At 71.7% G+C, this 18,377-nt stretch carries 16 protein-coding genes; 14 read left to right on the top strand and 2 right to left on the bottom strand.

Translation table 11 applies throughout. The features are described from left to right. Positions 1 to 90 precede the first annotated feature (90 nt). From ACFYPN_RS31685 to ACFYPN_RS31625, 13 genes are all read left to right on the top strand, one after another. The gene (locus tag ACFYPN_RS31685) at positions 91 to 1,023 is read left to right on the top strand and encodes a hydroxyacid dehydrogenase (RefSeq protein ID WP_389303058.1); all 933 of its coding nucleotides are present in this window, start codon (positions 91 to 93) and stop codon (positions 1,021 to 1,023) included. A gap of 29 nt (positions 1,024 to 1,052) precedes the next feature. Further along, entirely contained in the window at positions 1,053 to 2,501 is a 1,449-nt protein-coding gene (locus ACFYPN_RS31680) for a M20/M25/M40 family metallo-hydrolase (RefSeq protein ID WP_358763535.1), read from the top strand. Further along, positions 2,498 to 3,478, top strand: coding sequence for a 2,3-diaminopropionate biosynthesis protein SbnA (gene sbnA / locus ACFYPN_RS31675; protein ID WP_358763533.1), 981 nt, complete (start codon positions 2,498 to 2,500; stop codon positions 3,476 to 3,478). The genes ACFYPN_RS31680 and sbnA overlap by 4 nt, the downstream gene beginning before the upstream one ends. Positions 3,479 to 3,564: 86 nt before the next feature. Continuing rightward, complete coding sequence (gene sbnB / locus ACFYPN_RS31670; RefSeq protein WP_389303054.1) at positions 3,565 to 4,572, top strand: 2,3-diaminopropionate biosynthesis protein SbnB; 1,008 nt, start codon at positions 3,565 to 3,567, stop codon at positions 4,570 to 4,572. Positions 4,573 to 4,613: 41 nt separating this feature from the next. Continuing rightward, positions 4,614 to 5,879 (top strand): hypothetical protein, encoded by a 1,266-nt coding sequence (locus tag ACFYPN_RS31665; RefSeq protein ID WP_358763530.1) that lies wholly within the window; start codon positions 4,614 to 4,616, stop codon positions 5,877 to 5,879. 3 nt (positions 5,880 to 5,882) lie between these two features. Continuing rightward, positions 5,883 to 7,685 (top strand): asparagine synthase (glutamine-hydrolyzing), encoded by a 1,803-nt coding sequence (asnB, locus tag ACFYPN_RS31660; protein ID WP_389303051.1) that lies wholly within the window; start codon positions 5,883 to 5,885, stop codon positions 7,683 to 7,685. 52 nt (positions 7,686 to 7,737) lie between these two features. After that, positions 7,738 to 8,739, top strand: coding sequence for an aspartyl/asparaginyl beta-hydroxylase domain-containing protein (locus ACFYPN_RS31655; RefSeq protein ID WP_358763526.1), 1,002 nt, complete (start codon positions 7,738 to 7,740; stop codon positions 8,737 to 8,739). A 57-nt stretch (positions 8,740 to 8,796) separates the two neighbouring features. Beyond that, positions 8,797 to 10,161 carry an acetyl-CoA carboxylase biotin carboxylase subunit family protein gene (locus ACFYPN_RS31650; protein WP_389303047.1) on the top strand — a complete coding sequence of 455 codons (1,365 nt, stop codon included), beginning with the start codon at positions 8,797 to 8,799 and terminating at the stop codon, positions 10,159 to 10,161. Continuing rightward, positions 10,158 to 11,471, top strand: coding sequence for a DUF1116 domain-containing protein (locus ACFYPN_RS31645; RefSeq protein ID WP_358763522.1), 1,314 nt, complete (start codon positions 10,158 to 10,160; stop codon positions 11,469 to 11,471). The genes ACFYPN_RS31650 and ACFYPN_RS31645 overlap by 4 nt, the downstream gene beginning before the upstream one ends. A 12-nt stretch (positions 11,472 to 11,483) precedes the next feature. Next, the gene (locus ACFYPN_RS31640; RefSeq protein WP_358763520.1) at positions 11,484 to 12,728 is read left to right on the top strand and encodes an MFS transporter; all 1,245 of its coding nucleotides are present in this window, start codon (positions 11,484 to 11,486) and stop codon (positions 12,726 to 12,728) included. 47 nt (positions 12,729 to 12,775) lie between these two features. Beyond that, positions 12,776 to 13,804, top strand: coding sequence for a GntG family PLP-dependent aldolase (locus ACFYPN_RS31635; RefSeq protein WP_358763519.1), 1,029 nt, complete (start codon positions 12,776 to 12,778; stop codon positions 13,802 to 13,804). A gap of 97 nt (positions 13,805 to 13,901) precedes the next feature. Beyond that, positions 13,902 to 14,981 (top strand): DMT family transporter, encoded by a 1,080-nt coding sequence (locus tag ACFYPN_RS31630; RefSeq protein WP_358763517.1) that lies wholly within the window; start codon positions 13,902 to 13,904, stop codon positions 14,979 to 14,981. A 5-nt stretch (positions 14,982 to 14,986) separates the two neighbouring features. Continuing rightward, on the top strand, positions 14,987 to 15,694 hold the full coding sequence (locus tag ACFYPN_RS31625; protein ID WP_358763515.1) for a ScbR family autoregulator-binding transcription factor: 708 nt from the start codon (positions 14,987 to 14,989) through the stop codon (positions 15,692 to 15,694). On the opposite strand, the gene ACFYPN_RS31620 is transcribed toward ACFYPN_RS31625, so the two are convergent. Further along, on the bottom strand, positions 15,667 to 16,506 hold the full coding sequence (locus ACFYPN_RS31620; RefSeq protein ID WP_358763513.1) for an alpha/beta hydrolase: 840 nt from the start codon (positions 16,504 to 16,506) through the stop codon (positions 15,667 to 15,669). The two genes, ACFYPN_RS31625 and ACFYPN_RS31620, sit on opposite strands and share 28 nt — an antisense overlap. 615 nt (positions 16,507 to 17,121) lie before the next feature. Between ACFYPN_RS31620 and ACFYPN_RS31615 the strand changes: the two genes are divergently transcribed. After that, positions 17,122 to 17,649, top strand: coding sequence for a hypothetical protein (locus ACFYPN_RS31615; protein ID WP_358763511.1), 528 nt, complete (start codon positions 17,122 to 17,124; stop codon positions 17,647 to 17,649). Positions 17,650 to 17,985: 336 nt separating this feature from the next. Here ACFYPN_RS31615 and ACFYPN_RS31610 read toward each other — a convergent pair whose 3' ends face one another. Next, positions 17,986 to 18,237, bottom strand: coding sequence for a hypothetical protein (locus tag ACFYPN_RS31610; protein ID WP_358763510.1), 252 nt, complete (start codon positions 18,235 to 18,237; stop codon positions 17,986 to 17,988). Positions 18,238 to 18,377 lie beyond the last annotated feature (140 nt).

Below are 18,377 nucleotides of genomic sequence, written 5' to 3'. Positions count from 1 at the left end.
AACCAACCGTTAGGCTTGTGCCAGAAACAAACCAACCGTTTGGCTTACTCGATCCCCATTGTGTCCGCGACCTCCCCAAGGGAGAGTTCTGTGCCCGCACCGATCGTGATCGTGAGTGACGTACTCCCGGACGACGCCGTCGTCCAACTCAAAGCCCTATGCGACGTCCGGCAGGTCGACGGCCACGACCGTCCCGCCCTTTTCGCCGCTCTCTCGGAAGCGGACGCCCTGATCGTGCGCAGCGGTACCCGCGTCGACGCGGAAGCGCTCGGCCACGCGCACCGGTTGCGTGTCGTCGCCCGAGCCGGTGTCGGTCTGGACAACGTGGACACCAGCGCCGCCGCGGCCCGCGGCATCACCGTGGTGAACGCTCCCGACTCCAACACCGTGAGCGTGGCGGAGCTGACCGTGGGCCTCATCCTGGCCCTGGCCCGCCACGTCCATACCGCGGCACGCTCGCTCGAAAGGGGCGAGTGGCGCCGGTCCGACTTCACCGGCGTCGAACTCGCGGGCCGTACGGCGGGCATCATCGGCTACGGCCGGGTCGGCCGGCAGGTCGCACGGCGGTTGGCCGCCTTCGACATGCGGATTCTCGTACACGACCCGTACGCCGGCACCGCCGATGGCGTCCTCTCCGTCGAACTCGACGAACTGCTCGCCACCAGCGACGTCGTGACCCTGCATCTGCCGAAGACACCGGAGACCGCCGGCCTCATCGGGGCGAGGGAACTCGCATCGATGCGGCCCACCGCCCACCTGGTCAACGCCGCACGGGGCGGCATCGTGGACGAGGCCGCCCTGGAACACGCGCTGCGGGAAGGACACCTGGCCGGCGCGGCGCTGGACGTCTTCTCCACCGAACCGCCCCCTCCGGCGCCGCTGCTGGGCCTCCCGAACGTCCTCGCGATCCCGCACCTGGGCGCCAGCACCCATGACGCCCAGATCAGGGCGGCACGGGAAGCCGTCCGCGAAGTCCTCGCGGTGCTGGCTCCGCTGCTCGCCCCCACGCCAGCCGCGGCATGAGCGCCCGCACCCGCACGCTGGAGACAGCCATGTCCTCATCTCCGCTCGCCGAGACCGTGCGTTCCCTGCTACCCAGAGCCCGCGACGATCTCGCGGAACTGGTCGCGCTGCGCACCGTCGTCGGGGCCTCGCCTCCCGACCAGTTCCGCCGCGCGGCCCGCCGGATCGCCGACCTGCTCGCGGACGCCGGTTTCCCCGAGACCCGCCTGCTTCCCACCGAGGACGGCCCCGAGACGGTCTACGCCCACCGGCCCGGCTCCCCGGGTGCGCCCCGCGTGGCGCTCTACGCCCACTACGACGTCGTCTCCGCCCAGGACGAAAGCTCCTGGCGCACACCGCCCTTCGAACTGACCGACCGGGACGGACGCTGGTTCGGCCGCGGCAGCGCGGACTGCAAGGGCAACATCGTCATGCACCTCACCGCGCTGCGCGCCCTCCAGAAGACACCGCCAGGCGCGTGCGGCCCGGACCTGGACTTGGTGGTCCTCGTCGACGGCTGCGAGGAACCCGGGGACGGGAGCCTGGAGAAGCTGCTGCGCACCCACCCCGGCCTCGTCGCGCCCGACGTGATCGTCGTCGCCGACACCGGGAACGTCGCGCCCGGCGTCCCGACCCTCACCACCTCCCTGCGGGGGATGGCCGTCGTGGAGATCACTCTCTCCACGCTGTCCAGGACACTGCACTCCGGTCAGTTCGGCGGCCCCGTGCCGGATGCGCTGACCGCTCTCATCCACCTCCTGGCCACGCTGCACGACAGCCGGGGCGCGCCCAGGGTGCCCGGCCCGTACACCGAAGTGGCCGCGCGCCACTCGGACTCCGGGGACCGCGCGGCGTACTCCGAGGAAGACCTCCGGGCCGATGCCGGTCTCCTGGACGGCGTCGAACTCATCGGTGACGGCGACCTCACGGACCGGCTGTGGACCCGGCCCGCCGTCACCGTCCTCGCCATTCAGTCCCCACCCCTCGACGACGCGGTCCCCGCGCTGCTGCCCTCCGCGAAGGCACTGGTCAGCGTGCGCACGCCGCCCGGCGCGGACGTCTCCCTGGCCCACGAGGCACTCGCCGCGCACCTGCGGGAGCAGACCCCCTGGGGCGCGCACCTGGACGTCCGGCGTGTCACCAGCGGCCCGTCCTTCCTCGCCGACACCGGTGGTGACGCCCACGGAGTGATGCGCGGCGCTCTGCGGGACGCCTTCGGTGCCACTCCCCTCGAAGTGGGGGCCGGCGGCTCGATCGCCGTCTGCTCCGCCTTCCGGGCGCTCTACCCGGACGCCGAGATCCTCCTGTGCGGTGTCGAGGATCCGCCGTCGAACATCCACGGCTCCGACGAGAGCGTGAGCCCGCGCGAGATCGCCTCCCTGGCACACGCCGAAGCCCTCTTCCTCCGCCGCTTGGCCGGCCTCCGGGCGGACCCGCGGAGCGTGGCCGGCGACGGTGTCCCCCGTACAACGCCGACCGGCCCGCAGGAGGACCGATGATCTACCAGCGTGCCTGCGACATCGTCACCGACGAGGTCTTCCTCGAAGTGGAGGGCGTCCTGCCGGACAGCCACCTCTTCCTGAAGCTGGAGGGGATGAACCCCGCCGGGTCGGTGAAGCTCAAGTCCGCGCTCGGCATGGTCGACGACGCCGAACGCAGGGGGACGCTCTGGCCCGGAGGCAGGATCGTCGAATCCTCCTCCGGCAGTCTCGGTATCGCCCTGTCCGTGATCGCGGCCTCCCGGGGGTACAGCTTCACCTGCGTGACCGACCCGAACATCTCCCCCCAGAGCCTCGCCCTGATCCGTGCTCTCGGTGCCGAGACAGTCCAGGTGACACGCCGGGACCAGAACGGCGGCTACCTGGGCACCCGGATCGCCCGCATCCGCGAGATGACCGAGGCCGACCCGGGCCTGGTCTGGCTCAACCAGTACGCCAACGTCGCCAACGCGCAGGCCCACGCGCGACGGACGGCCACGTCGATCCTGAAGAACATCGGACACGTCGACGTCCTGCTGGTGGGCGCGGGCACCACGGGCACCCTGATGGGCTGCACGCGTCACTTCCGGGCGTTCTCGCCGTGGACGAAGATCGTCGCGGTGGATACCGCCGGATCGGTGACCTTCGGCGGTCCGCCCGGTCCCCGTCACATCCCCGGCCTCGGAACCAGTCGCCGCCCCGAACTGTGCCAACCCGACCAGGTGGACGAGGTGGTCCTGGTGGAGGAGAGCGACGCCGTCCGCATGTGCCGCCGCCTCGCTCGTGAGCACGGACTGCCCCTCGGGGGCTCCACCGGCTCCGTGCTCGCCGCGCTGGAAGCGATCACCGATCGCGTCCCCGCGGGCTCCCGTGTCGTGGCGGTGTCCCCGGACATGGGCGATCGCTACGCCAAGACGATCTACGACGACCTCTGGGTGGCCGACACCTTCGGCGCGGACGCCCTCCACGACTCCGGCCGCCGTCCCGTCGCCGTGTGACCGGCGTCCGGCGAACCCGCCCGGACCCCCCGGAACGACGTACGACCTCCTGCTCGGACCCAAGATCGAGACAAGGAAAACCCCGCATGTTCGACTTCCACGTGGTGGGCGGCACGGTTCTGCGCACCCTCATCGACGACTCCCGGCCCGACATCGTCGAGACCGTCCGATCCGCCTACCTCACCCACGGCGACGGCGATTCGGTCAACCCCAGAAGCTACTTCCTGCGCTTCCCCGACAAGCCGGACGCCCGCATCATCGCGCTGCCCGCCCATCTCGGAGGCGACTACGGCGTCTCGGGGATCAAGTGGATCGCCAGCTATCCCGGCAACATCGAGCGCAACATCCCCCGCGCCTCCGCCACCCTCCTGCTCAACGACTACGAGACGGGCTACCCCTTCGCCTGCCTCGAGGCGTCGCAGATCAGCTCCGCCCGCACCGCGGCCTCCGCTGTACTCGGAGCCCAGGAACTCGCCGGCGGAACGGTCGCGGAGAAGATATGCCTGGTGGGCGCGGGGGTCATCGCGCGCAACATCGCCGAGTTCTTCGCCGCGCGGTCGTGGTCCGTCGGCCGCTTCGTCGTCCACGACCGGGACGCCTCCTATGCTTCCGCCCTCACCCGCCGCGTCGGCAAACTCGGTTACCGGGCCGAGCAGGAGGACTCCTTCGAGCGGGCGATCGCCGACGCCGACATCGTCGTCTTCGCCACCACCGCGCCCGAGCCCTGGGTCACCCGGACGGACACCTTCGCCCCGGGCCAGATCGTCCTCAACATCTCGCTGCGGGACCTCGGCCCGGAACTCGTGGCCGGAGCACAGAACATCGTCGACGACATCGACCACTGCCTGACCGCCGGCACCTCACCGCACCTGGCCGAACAACTCCTCGGACACCGCGACTTCATCGACGGCACCCTCGCCCAGGTACTGCGCGGCGAGACCACCCCGGCGTCCGACCGGGTGCGGATCTTCTCACCCTTCGGCCTCGGAATCCTTGACCTCGCGGTGGGCCAGCGCCTCTACCGGCAGGCCATGGACAAGGGCCTCGCGGTGTCCGTACCGGGCTTCTTCGGCGAGACGCAGCGCTGGAGCTGAGTCCGCCCGCTCTCCTCGTCCACCCGACGAAAGGACCCGTCATGCCTTACGACACCGTCGTCGTACCCCGGCCCCAAGCCCCCGCGCGGGAAGCGGAACTGGCCGCCCTCGCGGCCGGACACGCCCAGCGCTTCCCCTGGTACCGCGAGCTGCTGCTGCGCCGCGGCGCGCTGGGCTCCGGAGTCCTGTCCGACCTCCCCGTCGTCGGCACCGGCCTCCTCGGCGCGCACTACTACACGGCGGAGCACCCGCAGCTGGCGGACGCGTCCGCCTACCACACCTCCGGAACCTCCGGCGGACAGCGCAAGCGCATCCTCTACTCCCCGGCGGACGACGACGCCTACGTCGCCCAACGACGCGCGCTGTTAGGCGGGTTCACCCGGTCGGTCCCGCGTGGCGCCGTCGCCGTCGCGGACCTCGGCACAGGCCACGCCGCGGCTTCCGCCCGGCGCGTGTTCCTCGAACTCGGCTTCGAGGCACACGACATCGACTTCACCCGGCCCGTGGACGAACACGTCGAGACGCTGAACGCCCTGCGTCCGGATGTGCTCTTCACGATGCCGATGATCCTGGACAGGCTCCTGCAGGCCCGCCCCGGCCTGGCCATCCGACCGCGGAAGATCATGGTGGTCGGCGATGTGGCGCCCCTCGCCTGGCGCGCCCACGTAGCCGGCAGGTTCGGGCTCCGCCCGGCCGACATCCTGGACGTGTTCGGCTCCATCGAGATCGGAGCCATCGGCCATTCGTGCGCCGAGACCGGTCTCTACCACTTCCACGACCACATCGTCCCCGAGGTACTCGACCCCGAGCAGTTGGCCGACTTCACGGAGGACGACCGGATTCCGTCCCGGCAGGAAGGCAGTGGGGCCCTCCTGCTGACGTCCTTCTCGCGCGGCTACTTCCCCGCGATCCGCTACGTGACCGGCGACGCCGTCACCGGTCTGCACCGCATCCACTACGAAGGCCGTGAGGTATTCGCCTTCGAACGCGTCGACGGGCGTCTCTCCGGAGACTTCAAGCACGGCGAGAGGATCAGCAACCACGACCTGACCCGGATCATGGCCGAGGTCTTTCCCGGCCGCCCCTTCGAAGCGGCCGACGAGGGCGGTCTGGTGATCAGGGTCGTCGGGGAACCGGTGGGCGATGAGCAGATCACGGCGGTCCGGGCGAAGGTGGAGCAACTCGCTCCGGATGTGGCACAGATGATCGCATCCGGCCTCGTCGGGCCGGTCCGGGTGAGGGCCGTTCCGCCGGACGGGCTGAGGTCTGGCCACGCCAAGCGGCGGCTCGACCTGAAGGAGGGCTGAGCGGTGTGCGGAATCGCCGGAACGGTATCGCTGGGACACGCTCCCGTCCACAGCCCCTTCGCCTCCGACGCCTGTGCGGCGATGGCGCACCGAGGCCCCGACGAGACGGGGACCCATGTCACCCCCGAGGCCGTCCTGGCCATGTGCAGGCTGAAGATCATCGGGCTGCACGACGGCTCGCAGCCCGTCTTCAGTGACGACGGCACCGTCGTGTGCGTCCTCAATGGCGAGATATACAACCACAAGGAGCTGCGTGCCTTCCTGGCCGCCCGGGGCCGCCAGGTGCGCGGCGGCAGCGACGCGCAGGTACTGCCGCACCTGTACCAGGAGCTGGGAGAGCACTTCGTCGAACGGCTCCACGGCATGTTCGCCGTGGCCGTGTACGACACCCGCGACGGCAGGCTCGTGCTCGCCACCGACCGGGTGGGCAAGAAACCGCTGTTCTACACCAGGCCGACCGCCGACTCGGTGGCCTTCGCCTCGGAGCTGCCCGCGCTGATGCTGCACCCCGGCGTCCGCGAGGACACCGACCCCGTCGCCATCGACCAGTACCTCAGCTACCGGGTCGTGCCGGCCCCGCACACCGTCTACCGGCAGGTCCGCCGACTGGAGCCGGCGACCACCTTGGTCTTCGAACCGGGCCGGCCCGAACGCAGCCGCAGGTACTGGCTGTTCGAGTTCACCGCCGAACTCGCGGACACCCCGCAGGCCGAGATCGACGACCGGTTGGACGCCCTGCTCCAGCAGGCCGTGCGGGACCGCCTGGAGTCGGAGGTGCCACTCGGCGCCATGCTCAGTGGCGGTCTCGACTCCAGTCTGGTGGTCGCGATGGCCACCCGGCAGCTGGGCCGCCCCATCCACACGTTCTCCGTCGGTTTCGAGCACGCGGCTTTCGACGAGTCGGTGCACGCCCGCGCCGTGGCCGAGCACTGCGGAACCCGCCACCACGTGTACCGGATCGGCGCTCAGGACGCGAAGGAAGCCGTCGACACCATCCTGACCCACATGGGTGAGCCGTACGCCTTCCCGTCCGCCATCGCGGCCTCCTGCATGTACAAACTGGCCAAAGAGCACGTCACCGTGGTGCTGACCGGCGACGGGGCCGACGAGATCTTCTGCGGTTACGGCCGCTACCAGCGCCTGCGCGATCTGGCGGACGGCGGTGACCTCGCCGACCGCTACGAGGGCCTTCTCGTGGACGGTGTACCCCACACGCTCAAGAACCAGCTGTACTCGGCGGACTTCGCCGCGCGGATACCCGGACACCCCCGGAACTACCTGCGGGCCCGCTTCGACCGCACCGACCCCTCGGTGCCGGATCTGGACCGCGCCATGCAGGTCGACAGCGGCTTCTGGCTGTCGGACGCGCAGCTGGTGAAGATCGACCGCATGTCGATGGCGCACTCCGTGGAACCCCGCAGTCCACTGCTCGACCACCGGCTCATCGACTACGTCACGCGTATCCCCGCCTCCCGCAAACTCGTCGGAGCGCGGGAGAAGGTACCGCTCAAGCGGGTGGCCGCCCGCTACCTGCCGCGGCAGGTCCTGGACCGCCGCAAGCAGGAACTGGCCGTGCCCCTGGAAAGCTGGCTCGGCACGGAGTTGCGTTCCACCATCACGGACACGCTGCTGTCCGAAGCCTCCCTGGAACGCGGCTACTTCCGCCCGGACGCGCTGCGCTCGGCGGTCCGCGCGTTCCAACCGGGGCACAGCTACGCGCTGTGGACGCTCTTCATGCTCGAACGCTGGCACCAGCTACAGGAAGACAGCACCGCCCGCGAAGTGGCCGCAGCCGCCCACGCCTGAGCCGGCACCGCACCCGCCCGACCGTACCCCCGACCCACGAAGGTGACCTCCCATGCCCACTTCCGCAGCGCTCCGGGGCGCACCGCCCATGCCGGCCGAAGGAGTCCGGCTCAAGCCCACGTTCGACGCCGCCCGTCTGCTCCGCGAACTCACCTCTCTCCGCGCACACTCCTGGGACCAGCAGCGCGTCTACACGGAGGACGGCGTCGGCGCCGCCACCGAGGTGGACTGGCGCTGCCTCGCCCTGCGCAGCCCCGGTGGCGACGGCGACCGCACCGACCCGGGCGGCCCAGGTCCGCAGAGCTTCGCGGACACCGTGTGGCTCGACCGCATCCCCTACGTCCGCGAGGTGCTGGATTCCATCCCCGCCCCCCTGCACGCCGTCCGGTTCATGGCGCTCGGCCCCGACACCGTCGGCATGGACCACACCGACCCCAAGTACGGGCCGCGCTGGGGTGTCGGACGGCTGCACGTGCCGGTGGTCACCAACCCCGGTGCCGTGCTCGTCCTGGACGGCGCCGAACACCGCTGGCAGCCGGGCGACTTCTGGTTCGGCGACTTCAGCCGAACCCACCGGGTGCAGAACAGCGGCAGCGAGCACCGGGTGCACCTGGTCATCGACGTCCTGGTCACCCCCGGCCTGGCCTCCCTCTTCCCGGAGACCTGGCAGGAGTACTTCCGCGACGGCGAGGTCCTCTTCAACCGGCAGGAGTGCCCGCAGACCGCCGACGAACGCCGTCGACTGGGCACCACCCGCTTCTCCCTCCCCGCCACGTTCCACCTGTGGGAGGACTTCACCCCGCTCTCCGCCGAGCAGCCCCGGGAGACGGCGATCCTGACGGAGGCCGGGGACGGGATGGCGCTCCGGCTCTCCGACGACCGCGCCTTCGCGCTGGTCCACCTCGGCGACCATGAGTACCGGCTCGCCGGCTGGAGCGAGGAGCGCACCCTCCAAGTGTTCCCGGACGGCCCGGACCCCAGGGTCGTTCTGCGTACCCGCGAGGGCAGCCGCATCCACGAGCTGGCCCTGTCCGCCGAGCGCCTCAGCGCCTGACCACCACCGTGTGCGGGGCGCGGCACCGCTGCGCCCCGCCCCCGACAGAGGGAAACCATGACCGCCTTCCGCGACAACGGCGCGCCACTCGCGACCGACCGCCCGCGGCCCACCGTCATCGTCATCACCGACCTGATCGTGCTCGCCAAGCACCTGCGCCTGTTCGGCGCGGCTGAGCAGCGCGGCCTGACCCCGCTGTTCGTCTTCGGTCCCGAAACGGCCGCCGAGGAGCTGGCGCGGCATCGCGGCGACCCGGAACACCCGCTCTCGGGCCTCCCCGACGAGGACGTCCGGCACGTCACGGACACCTCGGTCGAGACCCTGCTGAACGGCGTCACGTCCTGGCTGCGGGACCGGTCCGTGCGCGCCGTGCTGAACGTCGGCGAGGTGTTCGTGGAGTCCGCCGGAGCCCTCGCCCAGACGCTCGGGCTGCCCGGACCCGGCACGCACGCGGCGTCGGTCTGCCGCAACAAGGTGCTTCAGCGCCTGGCCGCCCCCGGCCTGGCGCCCCGCTGGACCTTGCTGGCGCCGGGCGCCGACGCCCCGGCGGGCGACTGGAACGTGTACCCCGCCGTCCTCAAGCCGGCCTCACGGATGTCCAGTTCGGGGGTACGAGCGGTCCACGGACCGGACGCCGTACCCCCGCTCCTGCCCGACTACGGCCCCGGCGAACTCCTCCTTCTGGAGGAGCGGATCACCGGCCGCGAGTTCTCCGTCGAAACGCTGGTGCGCGACGGCGCGGCACTCTGGACGGGCATCACGGCGAAGGACACCAACGAATCCGGCACGTCGTTCTTCACCGAGACCGGCCACACGTCGCCCGCGCCGGACCTGACCCCGGCCCAGGAGGAGTCGCTACTCGGGGCCAACGCCGAATTCCTGCGGGTCGTCCGGTTCGGCAGCGGCATGTGCCACGCCGAGTTCCGGCTGACGGCCGAGGGGCGGGTGGTCCTCATGGAGGCTGCCGCGCGCCCGCCCGGCGATGCCATCACCCGGCTGTGGCGCTTGGCCACGGGCATGGACGTGGACGCCGCCCTGCTGGACCTCGCGCTCGGGGACGAGCCGTACACCGCGCCGCCGCGCCGCCGCGCCAGACAGGTCTACCTCGAACACCCCAGGGGCCTCCTCGCCGACGTGACGGCACCGGACATGCCCGTCCACTGGGTCAGCGACCGGGGCCGGTGGCCGGACCTGCCGCCGCTTCCGAGGGACGCTCCGTCCCGGGGCCACGCGGTCCTCGTCAGCCGGCACCGCGGCGACCTGCTCGGTGACCTGTCCGACTCCGGGGGCCGGTCGGTCTCCGTCGTCCTGGACGGCCCCCTCCACGAGGACCTCGGCGATGTCGCGGCCTCGGCGAGCGCGGGTACGACGATCCACACCGCGGAGCCGTCGCTCGCCACCGCCGGGGAGACCGTGCGATGACCGGTCGCCCTGACGCCGCCCCCGGCAGCGCGGTCGCCGCGCGCGACGCGGCGAACACCCGGGCTGTCGCCCGCATCACCGAGGCGCGTCCGGTCCTGGAGACCGTCGCCCCCGCCGGGGAGGTCGTCCCCGGCATGACCCCCCGGACGATCCTGGTATCCGGACCACCCCTGCCCTGGGGGCAGTACGAGGGCGGCCAGCGCCGGGCCGTCATCGGCGCCGCTCTCTACGAGGGCCTCGCCCGCGACGCGGCCGAGGCTGACGCGCTGCTCGCCGACGGCGCGATCACGGTGCGGGCTTCCCACGACCACGCGACCGTCGGATCACTCACCGGTGTGTGCACCGCCTCGATGCCGGTGGTCGTCGTCCGCGACGACGCCTCCGGACGACGCGCGTTCTGCCGGATGAACGAGGGAGCCGATCGCGCCTCGCTCACCTTCGGCGTCTGGGACGAGGGGGTCGGCGCTCGGCTGCGGCACGTCTGCGACGCCGTCTCACCCGCCCTCGCCGAAGTGCTGGGCCACCTGGGCGGGCTGCCGCTCACCCCGCTCATCCGCCGCGCCCTGGCCATGGGCGACGATCTGCACAGTCGGCACAAGGCGTCCGGGGCCCTGCTCCGGAACATCCTGCTGGACGCCGTACTGGACTTGTCCACGAGCGGGGTCGCGCCGCGCCACCGGGCGCTGGCCGCCTACCTGCGCTCGGCCGACTACCTCTTCCTGCACCTCGCGATGGCGGCGGCCAAAGCCGCGGCCGACAGTGCCTCCGGGATCGCCGGCAGCACGCTGGTCACCGCGATGAACCTCAACGAAAAGCAGTTCGGGTTGCGGGTGTCGGGCCTCGGCGACCACTGGTTCACCGCGCCCCTCCCACCGGTGTCCACCCTGCGCGGCCGGCTCTACGACGGCTGGACCACCGACGACCTGGCGTACGTGGGCGGGGAGAGCCTGATCACGGAGACGATCGGCCTCGGCGGCATGGCCGCCGCGGCCGCCATGCCGCTGCAGGACCATTCCGCCGGCACGCCGCTCGGGATGATCCGTCTCACCGAACGCATGTACCGCATCACGCTGCGGGAACACCCCGAATACCGCATCCCCGCACTCGCCTACCGCGGCGTCCCGTGCGGCATCGACGTGACGCGCGTCGCCGAAACGGGCGTCGTCCCCGCGATCCATCTCGGCGCGACGCTGCGCGAAGGCGGCCACGCCGGCGCCGTCCTGTTCCTCCCCCCGCTCGAACCCTTCCGGCGAGCCGCGGAACTGCTGTCCGCGCCTTCGCCGACCACCACTACCAGCACACCTGCCTGACCGGAGATCCCTGTGACGCCCTCGCCCCCCTCCCGTCCGGACACGGACACACCCCGCACGGCCGCCCCGAACGGTGCCGCCCGCCCAGCCCCGCCCCCAGGCCCCCTCGGCTCCGTCCGCAGTTGGCTCGCCGTCGTCGCCGTGGGCATGGGTGTCTTCGCCTTCACGACCACCGAGATGGTCCCCATCGGCCTGCTGCCCGCGATGAGCCGCGACCTCGGCGTCTCCGAGGGCTCCGTCGGCCTGTCGGTGACCCTGTACGGCGCGATCGCCGGCCTCTTCGCGCCGGTACTGACCGCGGCCACCCGCCGGCTCGACCGCCGCCTGCTGCTCCTGCTGGTCCTCGGCATCTTCATCGCGGGCAACGCCTTCACCGCCCTGTCGTCCTCGTACGCCGTCCTCATGGTCTCGCGGCTGCTGACCGGCTTCGCGCACGGCGTGATGTGGTCGATCGCCGCGAGCATCGCCATCCGCCTGGTACCGGCGCGGCAGGCCGTCAGGGCCACCGCGGTCGTCTTCAGCGGCATCTCCATCGCATCCGTCGTCGGCGTGCCCTTCGGTACGTTCATCGGCCAGTCCGACTGGCGGACCGCGTTCTGGGTGATCTCCGGGATCGGCTTCCTGATCCTCACCGCGGCGGCCCTGTTCGTGCCGCGCCTCGAACCCCGCACCGTGGTGCGCCTGGCCGACCTGCCCCGGCTGCTGAAGGACCGCAACCTGCGGATCGCCACCCTCGTCACGACGGCCATGGTGATCGGCCACTTCGCCGCCTACACCTACGTCGCGCCCTTCCTCGAACAGGACGCGGGCATACCGGCCCGCTGGGTCAGCGTCCTGCTGCTCCTGTACGGCGTGGCCGGGGTCGTCGGCAACTTCGGCGGCGGCGCCGCCGCGGCGCGCGCACTCCGTACGACGACGCTCAGCTGCGTCCTGCTGCTCGCCGCCGCCGTCGTCCTGCTGGTGGTCAACGGCGGCTGGCACCCCGGCACGGTCATCCTGCTGCTGGTGTGGGGCATCGCGTACACGGCTCTGCCGGTCTGCCTTCAGACCCTCGTCTTCGCCAGCGCCCCGCAGGCGCCCGAAGCCGCGACCTCGCTGTACATCTGCGCCTTCAACATCTCCATCGCCCTCGGCGCGCTGATCGGCGGATGGTTCGTGGACACGTCCGGCCCGTCCTCGGTCATGTTCATCGGCGCCGGATTCAGCGTGCTCGCCGCCCTGCTGATGACCCGCTACCGCGTCGCCCGCCCCGAGTAGCCCCCGCGGTCGTCACCGCGCTCGGCACCCACCTCCTGGAGGCATTGATGACCACACCCCCCACCGGACCACCGGTCGACCTTCGGTCCGACACCGTCACCCGGCCCGACGCGCGGATGCGCGAGGCCATGGCACGCGCCGAGGTCGGCGACGACGTCCTCGACGGCGACCCCACCATGCGGGCACTGGAGGCCGAGGTCTCCGGGCTTCTCGGCACCGAGGACGCGCTGTGGGTGCCCAGCGGGTCGATGGGCAATCTGATCGCCCTGTATGTGCACCTCGAACGCGGAGACCGCTTCCTCGCCCCGGACCGTGCCCACATCCTGGAGCTGGAGTCCGGCACGGCCGCGTGGTTGGCCGGAGGCATGCCCCACGCCCTGCCCTGGACGGCCGGCCCCGGCGTGCCGGACCCGTCCGACATCCGCCGCGCCGTCACGGCCGGCGGACCCTACTACGCCCTGCGCGACCGGCTCCTCTGCCTGGAGAACACCCACGGCGCCGCCGGTGGCACGGTCACCGCACCGGAGCAGCACCGCCGCCTGGTCGACGCCGCCCACGACGCGGGACTGCTGGTCCATCTCGACGGTGCCCGCCTGTGGAACGCCGCGACCGCCCTCGGCGTGCCGCCGGCGGAACTGGCCCGCGGTGCCGACACCGTCCAGGTATGCCTGAGCAAAGGGCTGGGCGCGCCCGTGGGGTCGGTGCTGGCGGGAGGCACGGAGTTCGTGCGGCGGGCACGCCACGTCCGCAAGATGCTGGGAGGAGCCGTCCGGCAGGGCGGAATCCTCGCGGCGGCCGGCCTGGTGGCCTTGACCCGCGCGGACCGGCTCGCGGCGGACCACGAACACGCCCGGCTCCTCGCGGCCTCTCTCGCCGACCGCGGGTGGAAAGCCGACACCCCGCAGACCAACATCGTGATGGTCGCGGCGGACGACCCGCAGGACGCCGTCGCCCGCCTCGCGGAGCGCGGCGTCCTCACCGTACCCACGGCCGCCGCGGTCCGGATGGTCACCCACTGCGACGTCTCACGCGACGACATCCTGCGGGCCGTCGCGTCCTTCCCCCCGCACGACTGAGCAGCACGCCGGGCGCCGGCACCGGGACGACCTGGTCGCCACCCGGCCGACCCCTCGCCGCCCCAGAGCCGCCCGCCGACCCCCACCCGGAGCGCCCATGCCGCTGTCGTCCACACCACGCGAACCGATGCACGAGACCGGCCCGGTGCCACCTCCCCGGCCGCCGGGTGAGCCGGCGGCCGCATCGGGCGCGGCACGTTCCGCCGCCCTGCCGCTGGCCGGGGCCCTCGCCGGTGGAGTCGCACTCGCTCTGGAGTCCGTGGTCAACGGCAGGCTCGGCGAACACGCCGGCTCCGTGGCCGCGGCGACCTGGTCGAACATGCTCAGCCTGTGCGTCGTGGCCATTGCGGCACTCTTCCCGACGGCGCTCCGCCCCGCCTTCGCCGCCCTGCTCGCCGCGCTGCGGTCCGGCACCCTGCGCCCATGGCACTGCCTCGGTGGTCTCGCCGGCGGCAGCATGGTCCTGACCCAGGCGCTCACGGCGGCGACGCTCGGGCCGGCCTCCTACACGCTCGCACTCGTCTCGGGCCAGACACTGTGCGGGGTGCTGGTCGACCATCTCGGCCTGGGCCCCGGCCGAGCGCACCGGGCCACGCGGCGCCGACTGGCCGGCGGACTGCTGTCCGTGTGCGCCGTGGCCCTTCCGGTGCTGGCCACACCGGACGCGGGGCGCACGCTCGCAGTCGCCGTCCTGCCCTTCCTCGCCGGCTGCGCACTGTCCTGGCAGATGGCGGTGAACGGTCGCGTGGACGAGGCCGCCAGACAGCACCCGTACCCGGCGGTCCTGCTCAGCTTCGCCGCCGGAAGCGCCCTGATGGTCACCGTCGTGGCGGCGCTGGCGGCATTCGGCAGGCTGGCGCCCCCCGCCGCCGGCCCGCCGTGGCACTACACGGGCGGCCTGCTGGGCTGCGCGGTGGTGCTGTCCGCGGTGCTGACCGTACGCCGCATCGGTGTCCTGGCGGCAGGACTCGCGATGGTCGGCGGGCAGGTGCTCGGGTCGCTCGTACTGGGGCCTTTGACGGGGCAACCGGTACGTGAGCTCTGGCCGGTGGCGCTCGGAGCGGTGCTGCTGATCGGCGCGGCCGTGCTGGCGGCTCCGGCCGCGGGCCGCCCCAGCTCCCCCTTGGCGCCCCTGCCGGACCGATCGCCCCGCAGGCTCGACAACGGAGGAAATTGACCTCTGTGGCAAGACAGCAACGCGCTATCCGCACACGCGACGTCATCCTGCGCGCCGCGGCCCAGGTGGTCGACCGGCGCGGCTTGACCGCCGCGACCATCGCCAGGGTGAGCGCCGAGGCGGGCCTCTCCCCGGGCGCGATCTACTTCCACTTCGCCGACAAAAACGCCTTGGCCTCCGCGCTGGAGCAGGAGGCGGCGCGCGCGCTCGACGAACTGGCAGCCGCCCATGTACGCGAGTCCGCGCCCACCCTGACCGCCATCGTCGAGATGACCTGCGGGTTCGCCCAGGTCCTCACCCGTGACGTGGTCGTGCGGGCCGGCTTCCAGGTCAGCTGTGACCGTGCGGAAGGAGAGGTACCGGCGTTGGGCCGCCGGTTCACCGGCCTCCTGAAACGGCTGCTGGAGGACGCCGGGCGCGACGGGAGCATCGCGCCTGGCGTCACCGTCGACGAGATCTCCGACAGCGTCGTGGTGATCACGGTGGGCATCCAGGTCCTGGCACGCCGACGGGGCCCCGCCCAAAGGGCGGCCCGGGTCCTGGAGCGCTTCTGGCACGCCACCCTGCCAGGGTTGCTGCCCGTCCCGCCGGTGCCTGCGTCGCCCTCGACGCGGAAACCCCAGGAGGACACGAGCGGTTCCGCGCGGATCGGCCAAGGACCCCGAGCCGACGGACCGCGGCACGGTCACGGGGGACAGGCGTCCGCGCCCTGACGGCGGGCGGTGCTGGCGAGTGCCTCCCCGAGGTGGCGGGCCAGGCTCTGGGGGTCCTGCGCGTGCGCGAGATGCCCCTGCCCCGGCATGACGGTGACCCGGGCGCGCGGCAACGCCGAAGCGAAGCGGGCGAATGCTTCCCCGTAGGGCGGAACGCCTTCGTTCTCGGCCCCGAGCAACAGGGTGACGGGCAGATCGAGCGTGCTCCGCGTCCGCGGATCGACGGGGTATTCGTTGAGGGCCGTCAACTCCCGCAGGAGAGGGGCGGCCAGGGGCCTGAGGAGCTCCCAGGTGTCGCTGCCGCGCAGCCGTGCCACGTACTCGGCGGAGAACCCCGACATGTCCCGGTTCACGATCTCCACGGCCCGGTCCAGGTCCTCGTCCGCCTCCGCCTTCCTCAGGGCATCGAGCACCTGGTGGCCGAACGGCCGCACGACCGGTTCGTAGAGGGTGAGTGAATGGACGTTCTCGGGGTGCCTCGCAGCCGCCTCCAGCGCGACGAGCCCGCCGAAGCTCCAACCGAACAGGTCCACTCCGCGCTCCGCCTCCTCGTCGGCCACGATCACGTCGAGCACGTGGGCCACGTCGTCGATCTCGGTCGTGAGGGAGTAGTCCGGGCCGAGCGGGCCGCTGGGCCGTCTTCCGCGCCGGTTGAGCGCATAGACCGAGCCTGAGACGTCGAGTGCGTCCACGACCGGTTGCCACGCGGCGGCGTCGGACATGACGCCGGGCACGATCAGAAGCGGTCTGCCCGAGCCCGTACGCCGGGTCAGAACGAGAGGGACGCCCTCGCGTTCCACGTGCTTCAGCACGATGTGGTACCTCCTGCAGCGATTCCCGTGCCCCGAAACAGGCACACACGGCAGGCACAACGACCGCGCTGGTATCGGGAAACGGCGGGTTCGCGCCGGACCCGGCGACCACGGGCCGCTCGCGCCCCGAGCGGTCCTCGCCCCGGGGGCGGCCCGCGCGGGCACTGCGGGCAGTCCCGCGATTCACGGGGGGCGCGCCAGGAGCGGGACGACTCTTGTCCGTACCGCGACCGGACGGGACTCACTCCCCGAACGGAGTGAGGTGACGGAACGACGGCCAAGGCCGGACACGGAGAAGGGGCCCGTCCGTACACACGAGCCCCTTTGCCGCTGGTGCCGGTGCGCCCACCCGGCCCCGCCCACCGACGCGGGGGCCGGCAGGAGAAGCACCCGCCAGTTCCCGCGAGCCAGGAGACCACCGAACACGTCACGCAGCTCCGTACGGAGCGGGGCGAGTCGCGGGGGTACGACGCCGTACCAGTCCGGCGCGCCCGCCGGTGCCGGGGAGAGGGTGCCGATGAAGATCCTCTGACAGGTGGCTCGGATCGGCCGACCGCACTGCGGGGCGTCCTCACAGTGGCGAGTTGCCGTGTCCCTGTCAAGGGTCGCGGTCGGATGCTCGCCTCGTCGGCCAGTGCCGTGGACGTCGCGGCTCTCGACACCAGGGTCCGTACGGCGATCGGCCGCAAGGTCGCCGCCGAGTGGGCGCAGTTCCAGGAGATTTCCGACCCGGCCGACCTCGACGACGACCAGGAGCGGGCGGAGCTCGCGGCCGCGCTCACCGCCCGCAGCACCGTCCAGCAGATCGCCGACCAGGCTGAGGCCAGTGCGCTGGCCGCGTTCGGCCGGACCGACGATGCCGACACGGAGGCGGACAGGGCCTACCGGACCGAGCAGGGTCGCCGCTGGTTCCGGCACAACCCGACCGGCGAGGCCGCGATCGCAGCCGCGACGAAGGCCTCTACCACCGCCCGGGACCGCGTCGCCCACCACCTGCTGGCGGTGCGCCTGGAGCAGCTGCGCGAACAGGCCGCCGCGGGGCACCGGGCCGAGCTGGCCGGGGCCGCGCCCTGGATGGACCGGCTGCCGGCGCTCGCCGCCCGTACCCTCGGCGGCACCACCACCGGGGCGGTGATCGCGTGAGTGCCGAGCCGGAGCTGAGTGGGGTTGACCTCGCGCGTCAGGCACTGACCGCCGCCCGGGAAGCGGCGAAGAAGAACGGCACCGGTCGGCCGAAGCATCGCACCACCGCCGTCGTATGGCGCGACGGCCGCGAGCCGCTCGAATGGGCCGTGAGATCAGCCGGCCAACGGCCGAGCGGCCTGACCGCCCGGCCGTTGGCCGGCGACACCCTGGGCGCCCTGCGGGGCGACCAAAACCCGGAACCCGAGAGGGTAAACGCCATGATCTGCTACGTCCCCGCCGCCGTCGGCCGCGTGGACGGCTGTTGCCGTTTTGGCACCCGTGGTGCCTGTCGGGTCAGCTCGTTCGCTCCTCGCCGGTGTCAAAAAATCTGCTCACATATTCGCCGGAAGAAAGGGTACTTTCTCGCATGAGGGAGAATACTTCACTCCCCTCGCCAGGAGCATCGACCATTTCGAACGCTTCAGCGAAGTTGGCATAATCGACTTCTTCCAGCACTTCACAATACTCAAGCGCTTCAGACTCTGCGAAAGTAATTGCCTCGTCCAGCGAGTCAGCTTTCCAAAGCGTTACGCGCTCTTCGTACACTCCTAGCGAATGATGCCTAAGGGGATGTCTCATGTGGTGATGCCGTGACGTGCGGCATCATTGTTGTTTGTGAGTGCTGATCTGTCGCTGCGGTTGGTTCCTGACGGGTTGTGGGAGCTGGTGGGTCCGTTGCTGCCGTC

Origin of the sequence: Streptomyces sp. NPDC005576 (genome assembly GCF_042871745.1) — a bacterium.
Taxonomy (GTDB): Bacteria; Actinomycetota; Actinomycetes; order Streptomycetales; family Streptomycetaceae; genus Streptomyces.
Note: the sequence above shows the minus strand (reverse complement) of the source record. Positions and strands in the feature narration are given on the sequence as shown.

What these genes read in the sequence shown, in the direction of transcription:
- ACFYPN_RS31645 (WP_358763522.1), top strand. Translation starts at nt 10,158, where the DNA reads ATGACCGGTCGCCCTGACGCCGCCCCCGGCAGCGCGGTCGCCGCGCGC.
- ACFYPN_RS31615 (WP_358763511.1), top strand. Translation starts at nt 17,122, where the DNA reads ATGCTCGCCTCGTCGGCCAGTGCCGTGGACGTCGCGGCTCTCGACACC.
- ACFYPN_RS31665 (WP_358763530.1), top strand. Translation starts at nt 4,614, where the DNA reads ATGCCTTACGACACCGTCGTCGTACCCCGGCCCCAAGCCCCCGCGCGG.
- sbnA (WP_358763533.1), top strand. Translation starts at nt 2,498, where the DNA reads ATGATCTACCAGCGTGCCTGCGACATCGTCACCGACGAGGTCTTCCTC.
- ACFYPN_RS31635 (WP_358763519.1), top strand. Translation starts at nt 12,776, where the DNA reads ATGACCACACCCCCCACCGGACCACCGGTCGACCTTCGGTCCGACACC.
- sbnB (WP_389303054.1), top strand. Translation starts at nt 3,565, where the DNA reads ATGTTCGACTTCCACGTGGTGGGCGGCACGGTTCTGCGCACCCTCATC.
- ACFYPN_RS31680 (WP_358763535.1), top strand. Translation starts at nt 1,053, where the DNA reads ATGTCCTCATCTCCGCTCGCCGAGACCGTGCGTTCCCTGCTACCCAGA.
- ACFYPN_RS31655 (WP_358763526.1), top strand. Translation starts at nt 7,738, where the DNA reads ATGCCCACTTCCGCAGCGCTCCGGGGCGCACCGCCCATGCCGGCCGAA.
- ACFYPN_RS31630 (WP_358763517.1), top strand. Translation starts at nt 13,902, where the DNA reads ATGCCGCTGTCGTCCACACCACGCGAACCGATGCACGAGACCGGCCCG.
- ACFYPN_RS31650 (WP_389303047.1), top strand. Translation starts at nt 8,797, where the DNA reads ATGACCGCCTTCCGCGACAACGGCGCGCCACTCGCGACCGACCGCCCG.